General features: G+C 63.7%; 14 protein-coding genes, 1 tRNA gene and 1 pseudogene. 10 read left to right on the top strand and 6 right to left on the bottom strand.

The features are described from left to right. The 3 genes and pseudogenes from LH128_RS01530 to LH128_RS01520 form a co-directional block, all read right to left on the bottom strand. Positions 1–658, bottom strand: a pseudogene (locus LH128_RS01530) (IS21 family transposase); the annotation flags it as partial. 500 nt (positions 659–1,158) lie between these two features. Continuing rightward, complete coding sequence (locus tag LH128_RS01525; protein ID WP_008827807.1) at positions 1,159–1,983, bottom strand: transglutaminase-like domain-containing protein; 825 nt, start codon at positions 1,981–1,983, stop codon at positions 1,159–1,161. Next, positions 1,977–2,243: an antitoxin Xre/MbcA/ParS toxin-binding domain-containing protein gene (locus LH128_RS01520; RefSeq protein ID WP_008827806.1), complete on the bottom strand. Its 267-nt coding sequence runs from the start codon at positions 2,241–2,243 to the stop codon at positions 1,977–1,979. The genes LH128_RS01525 and LH128_RS01520 overlap by 7 nt, the downstream gene beginning before the upstream one ends. On the opposite strand from LH128_RS01520, the gene LH128_RS01515 reads away from it, so the two are divergent. Then, positions 2,227–2,472 carry a hypothetical protein gene (locus LH128_RS01515; protein WP_155986265.1) on the top strand — a complete coding sequence of 82 codons (246 nt, stop codon included), beginning with the start codon at positions 2,227–2,229 and terminating at the stop codon, positions 2,470–2,472. The genes LH128_RS01520 and LH128_RS01515 overlap by 17 nt on opposite strands. An 83-nt stretch (positions 2,473–2,555) precedes the next feature. Here LH128_RS01515 and LH128_RS32965 read toward each other — a convergent pair whose 3' ends face one another. Next, entirely contained in the window at positions 2,556–2,729 is a 174-nt protein-coding gene (locus LH128_RS32965) for a hypothetical protein (protein WP_008827804.1), read from the bottom strand. A 308-nt stretch (positions 2,730–3,037) separates the two neighbouring features. Here LH128_RS32965 and infA point away from each other — a divergent pair, with 308 nt between their 5' ends. Then, the gene (infA, locus tag LH128_RS01510; RefSeq protein WP_036526130.1) at positions 3,038–3,307 is read left to right on the top strand and encodes a translation initiation factor IF-1; all 270 of its coding nucleotides are present in this window, start codon (positions 3,038–3,040) and stop codon (positions 3,305–3,307) included. A 29-nt stretch (positions 3,308–3,336) separates the two neighbouring features. After that, positions 3,337–3,483 carry a hypothetical protein gene (locus LH128_RS32960; protein WP_155986264.1) on the top strand — a complete coding sequence of 49 codons (147 nt, stop codon included), beginning with the start codon at positions 3,337–3,339 and terminating at the stop codon, positions 3,481–3,483. Positions 3,484–4,405: 922 nt separating this feature from the next. On the opposite strand, the gene LH128_RS01505 is transcribed toward LH128_RS32960, so the two are convergent. After that, positions 4,406–4,496, bottom strand: a tRNA-Ser gene (locus LH128_RS01505). A gap of 78 nt (positions 4,497–4,574) precedes the next feature. Between LH128_RS01505 and LH128_RS01500 the strand changes: the two genes are divergently transcribed. Beyond that, a complete protein-coding gene (locus LH128_RS01500) occupies positions 4,575–5,555 on the top strand; it encodes a peptidylprolyl isomerase (protein WP_008827802.1) in 981 nt (326 codons plus the stop codon). Next, a complete protein-coding gene (locus tag LH128_RS01495; RefSeq protein WP_008827801.1) occupies positions 5,552–5,878 on the top strand; it encodes a DUF1905 domain-containing protein in 327 nt (108 codons plus the stop codon). The genes LH128_RS01500 and LH128_RS01495 overlap by 4 nt, the downstream gene beginning before the upstream one ends. Positions 5,879–5,949: 71 nt before the next feature. Here the strand turns inward: LH128_RS01495 and LH128_RS01490 are convergent, their stop codons facing one another. Next, complete coding sequence (locus LH128_RS01490) at positions 5,950–8,043, bottom strand: RelA/SpoT family protein (RefSeq protein WP_008827800.1); 2,094 nt, start codon at positions 8,041–8,043, stop codon at positions 5,950–5,952. A 333-nt stretch (positions 8,044–8,376) separates the two neighbouring features. Between LH128_RS01490 and LH128_RS01485 the strand changes: the two genes are divergently transcribed. The 5 genes from LH128_RS01485 to LH128_RS01465 all read left to right on the top strand — a co-directional run. Next, positions 8,377–8,841: a PilZ domain-containing protein gene (locus LH128_RS01485; RefSeq protein ID WP_008827799.1), complete on the top strand. Its 465-nt coding sequence runs from the start codon at positions 8,377–8,379 to the stop codon at positions 8,839–8,841. Between the two features lie 208 nt (positions 8,842–9,049). Then, positions 9,050–9,778, top strand: coding sequence for a pyrimidine utilization protein B (rutB, locus tag LH128_RS01480; protein WP_051211376.1), 729 nt, complete (start codon positions 9,050–9,052; stop codon positions 9,776–9,778). Between the two features lie 2 nt (positions 9,779–9,780). Further along, positions 9,781–10,164 carry a pyrimidine utilization protein C gene (rutC, locus tag LH128_RS01475; RefSeq protein WP_008827797.1) on the top strand — a complete coding sequence of 128 codons (384 nt, stop codon included), beginning with the start codon at positions 9,781–9,783 and terminating at the stop codon, positions 10,162–10,164. Between the two features lie 231 nt (positions 10,165–10,395). Continuing rightward, positions 10,396–11,178, top strand: a complete 783-nt coding sequence (gene rutD, locus LH128_RS01470) for a pyrimidine utilization protein D (protein WP_008827796.1) — start codon at positions 10,396–10,398, stop codon at positions 11,176–11,178. 3 nt (positions 11,179–11,181) lie between these two features. Next, a partial coding sequence (locus tag LH128_RS01465; RefSeq protein ID WP_008827795.1) for an LLM class flavin-dependent oxidoreductase occupies positions 11,182–11,868 on the top strand: 687 nt, incomplete at its 3' end.

The raw sequence follows: 11,868 nt of genomic DNA, 5'->3' as shown, positions 1-11,868 counted from the left end.
AATCCCGCTGCGCATCGGCGTCGAGGTTTTTGTAGGCGGCTGACAGGGAATCGCTGCGGTGTTCGGCCGGCGCACCGCCCAGCTTCCACAACGCATCCTGCAGGTGTTCCGAAAGGGCGGCAAAGCTCTCCCCGCCCAGCACGACAGCTGCATGCTCCCAGCCACTCGCCGCCAGGCGGAAGTGGTAGAGGCGATAGCCCAGGGTCTCGCCGGCAACCGTGACCTTGAGGCTATCACATACCGTGAAATCCGACAGGCCCTGCCTACCGGGCTCATGATGCTGCGGGAAGAAGATCTCCTTCTCACCGCCGTGCAGTGCCCGCCAGCGGGCGATCCGGCGTTCCAGAGTTCGTCGTATCGCATCGGGAACAGCATCCTCGCCGAACTCGTCCTGGAGCGTCTCGAAGACCGTGACGGCAATGATACCGTCGATCTGGAGCAACTCCTCGACCCGTGGCCAGAATGGCTCGAGCGGATCGGCGCGGGTGCGCCAGTGGCGCTCCTTCTTCTTCTGGGACGGAAGCTGCGGATCGTTCTCGATCCGGCGTGCACTGCGCTCGCTGATACCGGCCTTGGCGGCCGCGACGGCCTGGGTGTGTTGGCGACGATGGGTCATGAAGAGAAATACCTGCTGATCGGAAATGTGGTGGCCCGGCATCGCAAACCCATCGTTCCTTGTTCGATGAGTGTTCCGATACCACCGCCCGCCGCAGCCCCGACCAACCCCCGAAAGAAGGGGAAAGAAGATCGCCATCGGTTGTCTGGTCCGCTCTCCGGTCGGGGCTCCGCCCCTCCCTACGATCAGCCCAGACAACCGATCCTACCGGCCATCATAGTTGCCGCTCAACCGGCCACCGTAGTTGTCGCCGCGCACCTGCCGCCGTTGCAGCTTATTTATGGATCGCGCTCAAACATGAGATCACGTACCGCAAACCGGCATTCCTTCGCGACCAGCTGACGGCCAATGTAGTGCTGGAGCAGGTCCGCCGGGAGAGCGCATTCTACGAAACGACGATCCGGCGCGGCAGCGAAGTGATTGCCGAGGTGAAATCGCGCTGGTGCTGCGTCGATGCGGTGTCGCAGCGTCCGGTCCGGGTGACAGCCGCCGTAATGGCATGCTTCTTTCCTGGAGCCTCCGAGGAGCAAGCCGCTCCAGCGTCAAGATGAAGCGAGGCCCAATCTGTCTTCGTCCGTGTAGATGTCGAACCGGGAAAGTGTGACGGGTCCGAAGGTCATCGTCAGCGCCGCATCGGCTGCGTCACGTCCTCGCGCCATCAATATTCGCCCGCTGCGAGGGCGGTTGTGCCTTGCATCGAAGACATACCAGCGATCGCCCAGCCACACTTCGAACCAGGCCGAAAAATCCATGTCTCCCAGCGGCTTCAACAAGTCCATGTCGCCGAGATAGCCGGTGCAGTAGCGTGCAGGCAGGTTCATACAGCGGCACAGCGTGATCGCCAGATGCGCGAAATCGCGGCAGACACCTTCGCGCTCCTCGAACACATCCCACGCTGTCTTTGTCGACCTTGCCTTCATGTAGTCGAAGCGGATGTGACGATGTACAAAATCCACGATCGCCTGGACCAATGCCCAACCCGGCGGGGTGCTGCCGAACAGGTCCCACGCCATTTCGCTCAAGCGATCCGTTTCGCAATAACGGCTGGCCAGAAGGTAGAGCATGACATCGTCCGGCAAAGCCTCGATCGCTGATTGCGAGGCTTCCGGTTCGACCGGATCGGGGGCGAAATCATCCTCGATGACGAAGCCGCAGGATAGCGTCAGGCCGCCGGCCGGAATGGTGAGACGGGTACAGATATTTCCGAAGCTATCGACGTAATCATAGATCGGGACGTCAGGCATCGTGAACAGTCGCTGCGGCGTGCGCAGATCCTTGTTGCGCGAAGGATGGACGCTCAGATGCGCCAGCATCGGCACAGACTGTTCGCATGTGAAGGCTATATCGTAACCCGCGCGGATCAGCATGCGGGCTTCAGGTCTGCAAGGGCGCGCTCCACCCGGCTCAGGCCCTCCGCGGATTCCACGGCGAGATCAAGCGGTCGCCCGCCAAGCTTGCCGCAAGCCGTGTTGAGATAAGCGATAGCCTCGTCCCGACCTCCAAATGTTTCGAGCGCCAGCTTCGTCACCTGCCCCTGGCGGCTCGCCGCATCAGGGGCCAACTTCGGGCGATCCGACCATCGCATTTTCGCACGGGCCGGCGGGGCGGGTTTGTCTTCGCTTTCCATTCAGGATTTCCTATTGATACGGGCGTATCCGACGCGCAGCGACCTTCCGGAGCAGATTGGTTACCTGCAGCTGGCCGATGAGAGAGGCGCTTGCCATCTCAAGCATGGTACCTTCGTGATCGGGGCCGGGGCCGCGAAGAAAATCCCGCGCCGCCACCCGACCGCCGAGAAGAGCGAACGCGAGATCGGCTATTTCGCTGCGCCGCAGGAAGATCGGATGATCTCTTGAAATCCGGCTCCATTGGCGTCCGCACGTCGGGATGCCCGCCGAGCGCGACCTTGGGCGGGCCAAGTGGTTTGGCGACGACCAGTTCATGACCATTGCGGGTAAGCTGAGACACCCATGTCCTGTCGCAGCCGGGCGATCCTGGTTTCATAGTGGCGGACCAGATCGAACCGCGCCCCGGCATCACGGCTGCCCTTGCTGCGGCTGGCGAATTCCATCAGCGCAATCTGATGATGATAAAGTAGCTGATTGAGGTCCATGCAGACTCTCCTTTTGCGGGAGCGCGCTTGGTCTCTCAGTCACCGATGTGCAAAAATGGCCGGCAATATTTACCTTCTACAGGATTTCACGCCGATCGGCGAGTGCATTACCTGAATTGAGGATATATTTAAAAATCCGCACCCTCATTGAAAAATCGATTTTTGTATGTATATGGACATCGCTGCGTCGTTTTTGACGAATTTGCGCCTGCATCGCGCAGGTGTTTTTCAGACATCAGCCTGGCTCTCATGACCGCCGTTTTGCGCATGCATGTCGGCGGGTGCCCTCGTATTCGGGATAGCATGGATTGGCCAAGGAAGAATTACTGACGATGGAAGGTTTTATCGAGGAAATCCTCCCCGATGGGCGCTTCGCGGTTCTGCTCGACAACGAGCACAAGATCATCGCCTACACGGCGGGCAAGATGCGCAAGTTTCGCATCCGCTCGGTGGTGGGAGATCGGGTGCATGTCGAAATGACGCCTTACGATCTTTCGAAGGGCCGAATCGTGTTTCGTGAAAAGACGCCGGGACAAGGCGGAGGGCCGCCGAGACGGCGCAGCGGGTTTAGAAGATAAAGGCGGAAAAGTCCGCACCACAGGAACACATGCATATCAATATCCAAGGCGCGCAAAAGCGCCCCGAAAATACCATCTACCATCCAGCGGCCGGGCATAATGGACCGATCCGGTTGCCCTCCGGTCTTCTGAGCCGGGATCATTTGCAGCGTCTCGTCGCCGCAATGGTCGATTGATCAGCCCCTCTCCGATCTCAATCGGGGATGAATTACGGCTTGCGGGCGAACCGGATCACATGGCGAAAGCCTTTGTTGTTCGCCCGCGCCCTAACCGGCGTCCCAGTTGTTGATCGGCGTGCGAAAAGGAACCCCGTTAGCGGGGTGATCGGCGTCCAACGGGCCCCTCATTTCGATGGTTTAGACCACTGGATCACGGCAGTCTGGTTTTCCAGACTGCGAGATCGAGATATTAGTGGTGGAAACATTATGCTGTAGAAATGCAGCGCCCGCCGGCTCATCTGTCGGCGGGCGCATTCATTCAGGCTGCCGCGCGCTGCATCATCGCCCGACCGTCATAGGCCTCAAGGACCAACTCTTCACCGTAGCAGCCAAGGACACTGGCAATGCTGCTTGTGAATGCGACCTCGCCCGGTTGCTATGACTGCGACCCCGTCTGCCGCGACACCCGCAATCCAGCCGCTTCGACCACACGATTGATCTCGACCGCATCCTCATCCCCGGCGACAAGAGCGGCGTGGAAATCATCAAGCCGGTTGATCGCTCGACGCGCACGATTAGCAGCCACGAACATCGCCGCCTCGTCTGCTCATGCGTCCAGGTCTGAATGGCGCCGACCGCGGCGGCTGACTGTGCTTGCTGCGACATACTGCTTCCTTTCGGGAAGCAGACCGGTCAGTCGGCCGGCCCCGAAGGCTCTCATCCTGGAAGACCTCGATCGGCCCGATGGCGATGGAGCGTGGCGGATCGGACGCGAAGTGCATCGAGGCGTCCGCATTGGTTCGCGCTTGGCCCTTTCCAGCCCCATGGTGCGCAAGGATGCGCAAGGGCGCCCAATGCGCGGTGTGGGACCGAAGTGGAGAGCGGCTATCTCAGCCTTCCCGCATTTCCCATGTTTTTCAGATGATTGGTTCGGATCAGTTGGCGGAGCGGGAGGGATTCGAACCCTCGATACGCTTTTGGCGTATACTCACTTTCCAGGCGAGCGCCTTCGACCACTCGGCCACCGCTCCGCATGCACTGGTAAGGAGGCCGCCACTAACGAGTCCCGCGGGGTTTCGCAAGCGGTGTGGTGATGGCATGAAGCCTTCATGCGCACTTTCTTTTCCGCCGTCGCACTTGCCGCTCTTGCCACGCCTTCGCTGGCGGCCGGGGACAAGCCGGTCACGCCCAATGACGTCGTCGATACCGCTCCCGCTTCCGACTGGCAGCGTATCGCGCCGGGCGACCTGATGGTCATGGATCTTGCGCCCGACGCCAAGGGCGGGTCGCGCCGCGTGGTGATACAGTTGATGCCAGCGCCGTTCTCGCAAGGGTGGGTCGGGAACATCCGCAAGCTGGTGGCCGCGCATTGGTTCGACGGGATCGCAGTCGTGCGAGTGCAGGACAACTATGTCGTGCAGTGGGGCGATCCCGATGGCGAGACGCCGGGCAAGGCAAAGGCTTTGCCTGCGGGATTGGCGAAGCCAACCGAGAAGGGCTACGTAACGCCGCTCGACGAAAGGTTGCGATCGAGCTTCATGCAGCGCAGCGCGCAAGAGGCCGGACAAACTGCGACGATCCCAACCAATCCGGATTCCTATCTGCGCAACGGCCTGACGCTGTTCGATCATGGCTGGCCCATCGCGGCAGATGGCCGCACAGGCTGGCCCGTCCACTGCTACGGCATGGTCGGCGTTGGCCGCAATCTCTCACCCGATACCGGCACCGGCGCCGAACTCTACACGGTGATCGGACAAGCGCCGCGTCAGCTGGACCGCAACATCGCACTCGTCGGGCGGATCATCGCGGGGATGGAGCACCTGTCGTCGCTACCGCGCGGTACAGGTGCGCTGGGCTTCTATGAAACGCCTGAAGAGCGCACGCCGATCGTCTCCGTGCGGATGGGCAGCGACGTGGCGGACCTGCCTGCCTACGAATACCTCTCCACCGAGAGCGCGAGCTTCGCCGCCTACGTCGACAAGCGCGCGAACCGGAAGGACAGCTTCTACATCCAGCCCGCGGGCGGGCTGGACGTCTGCAATGCCCCCGTGCCGATCCGGCCCGTGAAGCAGGACGCGACGAAGCCATGAGCGCACACGGCGAGCACCTGCAGCACACCGGCCGTCTGTGGCGCTGGACCGGAGGGGCGAATAACGGCACCTGGCACTTCCTCACCATCGATGGCGCGGCGGGCGAGACGCTGTCCGGCACGGCGATCATGCGCAAGCTGGAAGGCACCGCGCGCGGGTTCGGCTCGCTCAAGGTCAAGGCGCGGATCGGCGCGACCGAGTTCGCAACCTCGGTGTTTCCGAGCAAGTCCGACGGCGGCTGGCTGCTGCCGGTGAAGGCCGCCGTGCGCAAGGCCGAAGGGATCGGAGAAGGCGATGACGTCGAGGTTTCGCTGACGTTCTGAGGGAGTAGCCCCCTCCACCACCCGCTACGCGGGCGGTCCCCCTCCCCGAGCAAGCTCGGGGAGGAATTTGGTCAGATGCGCTCAGCGTCGGCCACCGCTTCGCTGGCGCGCAGGGCGCCGACGATGCGGGTGAGGTGCGCGAGGTCGGAAACCTCGAGGTCCACCTCGTAAGTGCCGAAGGGCTCGTCGCGCTGGGTCATCTGCAGGTTGGTGACATTGGCGCGGTTGCTGGCGAGGATCTGCGTGACTTCGGCGAGCGTACCCGGGCGGTTGTAGAGGATCAGCTGCAGGCGCCCGACGGCGCCGGTGGTCCGCTCGCCCCATGACAGGTCGAGCCAGTCGGCATCGACGCCGCTCGCCAGCGTCATGCAGTCGATCGCGTGGACTTCCACCTTGTGATCCGGGCGACGCAGGCCGACGATGCGGTCGCCGGGGACCGGGTGGCAGCATTCCGCCAGCTCGAAGCCGACCCCCGCCGTGAGACCACGGATCGAGATCGCACGTTCGGTGCGGGTCCATTCGGGGTCCTCGGGCAGTTCCGCCGTGCTGCCGGGGACCAATGCCTCCATGACTTGGCGGTCCGACAGGCGGCCCGAGCCGATCGCGAACATCAGGTCTTCCTCGTCGCGGAGGTCCAGACGCTCGACCGCGTGGGCAAGCGCCTTCTTGCCGAGGCGCTGCGGCAGGCGGCCGGCGATCTCGTCGTAGAGCTTGCCGCCGATCTCGGCGACTTCGGCGCGTTCCTTGGCGCGGACCGCGCGGCGGATGGCGGCGCGGGCCTTGCCGGTGACGACGAAGCCCAGCCACGATAGCTGCGGCTCCGAAGTGGTGCTCTTGATGATCTCCACCACGTCGCCGTTCGCCAGCTGCGTGCGCATCGGCACGTGCCGGTTGTTGATCTTCACGCCGACAGCCGCATTGCCGAGATTGGTGTGCACCGCATACGCGAAGTCCACCGCCGTCGAACCCTTGGGCAGCTGGAACAGCGCGCCCTTGGGGGTGAAGGCAAAGATGCGATCCTGGTAGATCGCCATCTTGGTGTTCTCGAGCAGTTCCTCGGCGTCGTGGCTGGCGTCGACGATCTCGATCAGGTCGCGCAGCCAGCCGACCTGCCCGTCGGGCCGCGCGCCGCCCTGCTTGTAGGCCCAATGCGCGGCGAGGCCGAATTCGTTGAGTCGGTGCATCTCGCGCGTGCGGATTTGTACCTCGATACGCATCGAGCGCTGGAAGATCAGCGCCGTGTGCAGCGACTGGTAGCCGTTCGACTTGGGCGTCGAGATGTAGTCCTTGAAGCGGCCCGGGATCATCTGCCAGGCTTGATGCAGCACACCGAGCGCGCGGTAACAGTCGTCCACGCTGTCCGTCAGAACGCGGAAGGCCATGATGTCGGTGATCTGCTCGAAGTTGACGTGGCGCTCGGCCATCTTGCGCCAGATCGAATAGGGGTGCTTCTCGCGGCCGGAAACCTCGACATTGAGGCCTGCCTCGGCCAGCACCTGCTTGATCGACAGCGCCAGTTCGTCGACCTGCCCGCCCTCTTCGCTGCGGATCTGCGCGAGGCGGCCGGTGATCGTCGCGTAGCCTTCGGGTTCCAGCTGTTCGAAGGCGAGCAGTTGCATCTCGCGCATGTATTCGTACATGCCCACGCGCTCGGCGAGCGGGGCGTAGATATCCATGGTCTCGCGGGCGATCCGGCGGCGCTTGTCCTCCTTCTTGATGTAATGGAGGGTGCGCATGTTGTGCAGGCGGTCGGCCAGCTTGACGAGGAGGACGCGCAAGTCCTCGCTCATCGCGAGCAGGAATTTGCGCAGGTTTTCCGCCGCGCGCTCGCTCTCGGTCATCACCTCGATCTTGGAGAGCTTGGTGACGCCGTCGACGAGCCGCGCGACGTCGGAGCCGAACAGCTTGTCGATCTCCTCGATCGTGGCGAGGGTGTCCTCGACCGTGTCGTGGAGCAACGCGGTGATGATGGTCTGCTGATCGAGCTTCAGCTCGGTCATCAGGCCCGCCACTTCGACCGGATGGCTGAAATAAGGGTCGCCACTGGCGCGTTTCTGGGTGCCGTGCTTCTGCACGGTATAGACGTAGGCACGGTTCAGGAGGGCCTCATCGGCCTCCGGGGCGTATTCCTTGACGCGTTCGACGAGTTCGTACTGGCGGAGCATGTCGGCTTGTCATGTCAGGTTTTACTGCACCGCGACAAGAGGGCGGCGACCAAAATGCAGATTTTGCAACGGAAGAACCCGGAACAGACCGGCACCCGGAGGCACCATAACGGCACCCAAAGCATCCCTACCGCCAATTCAATCGTTTTCACAGGGCAACTTACGTAAGGGATTTGTTAACCATCCGGGAACTGTGCGGCTGCACAATAAACGCGAACCGGCTGGCGCATCGTTCTCACCCCCCACCGCAGCGCCGCCGGTTCGACCGCGCCTGATTTTGCATCGGGCCGGACCATGCACCGGGGACACGAATGCGAAGAGGTAGCCGATCCCATGGCGGACATCGATGATTTCGCGAGCAGCGAGCGACCCGAGTGGCTGAAAGCGCTGGTGCGGCGTGCTTCCGTCTCGTCGGAAGCTGCCGCCGGCCAAGGCGCGCAACAGCAGCGCGCGCCGCGTGTGCGGACGCTGATCAAGGCCGTCATCGGCGGCGAGGGGCGCGCAGGCGAGGACGTGATCGTGCGCAACGTTTCGCCCGGCGGCATGTGCATCGCCTCGCGCACCTTGCAGCCGAGCACCGGCGAGATGCTGCGCGTCTCGCTGCCCGGACAGGCTGACCTGCAGGCGCAAGTGCGCTGGGTCGGCAAGGGCGAGTTCGGCGTGCTGCTGACCGGCGGCAGCGGGCTCGACCTCGATCGCATCCAGTCCTCCAACCGCCAGCGCAACGCCGGTTTCGCGGCCGCGCTGGAGCGCTTGCTGGGCGTCAGGCCGCAGGAGCCGCGTCCCTCGGCGGTGTGAGGGCCGCCTGAACATTGCCCGCTCACCCCAGTCATCCCCGCGCAGGCGGGGACCCATCTGATGCCCGTGCAGCCGGAACCGTCATCAGATGGGTTCCCGCCTTCGCGGGAATGACGAAATTGTTTCGATCGAACAGGGCGAGCGATCCGAAATCACGATCCCAAACAGCCACCTTGACCACCCCGGACCTGTGCTCAATAGTATCGGGGTGAGCGAGATCATCGTCGACCCGTCCCCCGGTTCCCCCTCCTCCGCAGTGCTTCCTGCGCGGCCCGAGGCCATCCGGCTCGATCCGGCGACAACTGCCGTGATCGTGGTGGACATGCAGAACGCCTATGCCTCCAAAGGCGGCTACGTGGACGAGGCGGGCTTCGACGTCGGGCCCGCCGCCGCGACCATCGGCCACATCGCCGAAGTGCTCGACACCGCCCGCGCGGCCGGGATGACAGTGGTGTTCCTGCAGAACGGCTGGGATGCCGACTACGTCGAGGCAGGCACGCCGCTCTCGCCCAACTTCCACAAGTCCAATGCGCTCAAGACCATGCGCAGGCGCCCCGAACTCTCGGGCAAGTTCCTCGCGCGCGGCGGATGGGACTATGAACTGGTCGATGCGCTGACACCGAAGGCAGGCGACCTTCGCGTCCACAAGCCGCGCTATTCGGCCTTCTTCAACTCGCAGCTCGATTCCGTCCTGCGCGCGCGCGGCATACGCACGCTGGTATTCACCGGCATCGCCACGAACGTCTGCGTCGAATCGACCCTGCGCGACGGCTTCCACCTCGAATATTTCGGCGTGCTGCTGGAGGATGCGACGCATCACCTCGGCCCCGATTTCATCAAGGAGGCCACCATCTACAACGTCGAGAAGTTCTTCGGCTGGGTCAGCACGGTCGCCGATTTCCGCACTGCCGTGAGCCAGCTTCCACCAAAGGAGTGACGATGCCCTTCGAAGCCGTGAACCCGTCCGAGTTCCCCACCCCGATCGCGCCCTATTCGGCCGGGGCGAAAGCGGGTAACGTGCTCTACGTCTCGGGCATGCTGGCGCTGGGCGAAGGCGGCACTGTCCTGCATGTCGGCGATGCGGCGGCGCAGACCCGCCACGTGCTGGAGGCGATCCGGATCACCGTGGAGGCCGCGGGCGGCACCATGGCCGACGTCGCCATGAACCACATCTTCCTCAAGGACATGGCCGACTACGCCGCGTTCAACGCCGTCTATGCCGAGTACTTTCCCGGCGACAAGCCTGCGCGCTACTGCATCAAGACCGACCTCGTGAAGCCCGACTGCCTGGTCGAGATCGCGTCGGTGGCGCATCTGGCATGACCCTTCGACAAGCTCAGGGTGAGCGGGAACAGCGCAGGCTACCACAGCCTGACGACTGTACCTTGAAGCGTCATTGCGAGCGTAGCGAAGCAATCCAGAGCGGCGCAAGACTGCCCTGGATTGCTTCGCTACGCTCGCAATGACGAGGGAGTGTTTCGGGTTAATGGCATCGCCCCCAACCCCGCTCAGGCTGAGTGCTGAGCCTGTCGAAGCATCGAAGCCCCATAGCGCATGAGCACTGCTGCCGGCCTCCACTACGAGTTCCACGGCCCCGAAGGCGCGCCGACGCTGATCCTGTCGAGCGGCCTCGGCGGCAGCGGTGCCTACTGGCAGCCCAACCTCGCCGCACTTTCCGCGAACCACCGCGTCCTGACCTACGACCAGCGCGGCACCGGCCGCAGCGATCGCGCGCTGCCGGAAACGACCTCGATCGAGAACATGGCGCAGGATGTCATCGCGCTGATGGATGCGCTCGGCATCACACGAGCGCACTTCGTCGGCCACGCGCTGGGCGGGATGATCGGGATCGAGACCGCCCTCGCCTCCGGCCGGATCGACAAGCTGGTGGTGATCAACGGCTGGCGCACCCTCTCCCCGCACACCCGCCGCTGCTTCGAGGCGCGCCTCGCCCTGCTGCGTCATGCGGGGAACGAGCCGTTCCTGCGCGCGCAGCCGCTGTTCCTCTACCCGCCCGACTGGATCGCCGCCAACGACGCGCTGCTCGAGGCTGACCTTGCGCACCACATCGCAGGCTTCCCCGGTGCGGAGACCATGGAAAAGCGCATCGCCGCCGTCAGCGCCTATGCCCCTTCGGCCGAGCGGCTGGCCAGGCTGGGCGAAACCCTCGTCATCGCCACGCGCGACGATTTCCTCGTGCCTTGCGCGGCCTCACTGGACCTTGCCGGACCGATCCCCGCGGCCGACGTCGCCACCTTTGGATGGGGCGGCCATGCCTGCAACGTCACTGATCCCGCGGGTTTCAATCGCCTCGTCGTCAAGTTTTTGGAGAGCTAGTCCATGCAAGTCGGCGTCTTCGTGCCCATCAACAACAACGGCTGGCTGATCAGCACGACTTCGCCGCAGTACATGCCCAGCTTCGATCTCAATAAGGAGATCGCGATCCGGGCCGAGAAGCACGGGCTCGACTTCCTGCTCTCGATGATCAAGCTGCGCGGCTTCGGCGGCAAGTCGGAGTTCTGGGAATACGGGCTGGAGAGCTTCACCCTGATGTCCGGCCTCGCCGCCGTGACCGAGAAGATCAAGATCTACGCCACCTGCCCGACGCTGATCATCCCGCCCGCCTTCGCGGCGCGGATGTGCAACACCATCGATTCGATCAGCCACGGCCGCTTCGGCCTCAACCTGATCACCGGCTGGCAGCCGCCCGAGTACACCCAGATGGGCCTTTGGCCGGGCGAGGAGCACTTCCGCAACCGCTATCAGGTGCTGGACGAATACGCCCGCATCCTGCGCGAGTTGTGGGAGACCGGCCGCTCCGACTTCAAGGGCGAGCACTACACGATGGACGACTGCCTCGTGCGGCCGACCCCGCAGGGTGACATGAAGATCATCTGCGCGGGCTCCTCGGACGCGGGGCTGGCCTTCTCGGCCAAGTGGGCGGACTATGCCTTCTGCCTCGGCAAGGGCGTCAACACGCCGACCGCCTTCGCCTTCAACAACGAGCGGCTGGGGGAGGTCACCGCC

This window comes from Sphingomonas sp. LH128 (assembly GCF_000293195.2).
In the GTDB taxonomy this organism is placed as follows: Bacteria; Pseudomonadota; Alphaproteobacteria; order Sphingomonadales; family Sphingomonadaceae; genus Novosphingobium; species Novosphingobium resinovorum_A.
This window is presented reverse-complemented; position numbering and strand designations above follow the sequence as displayed.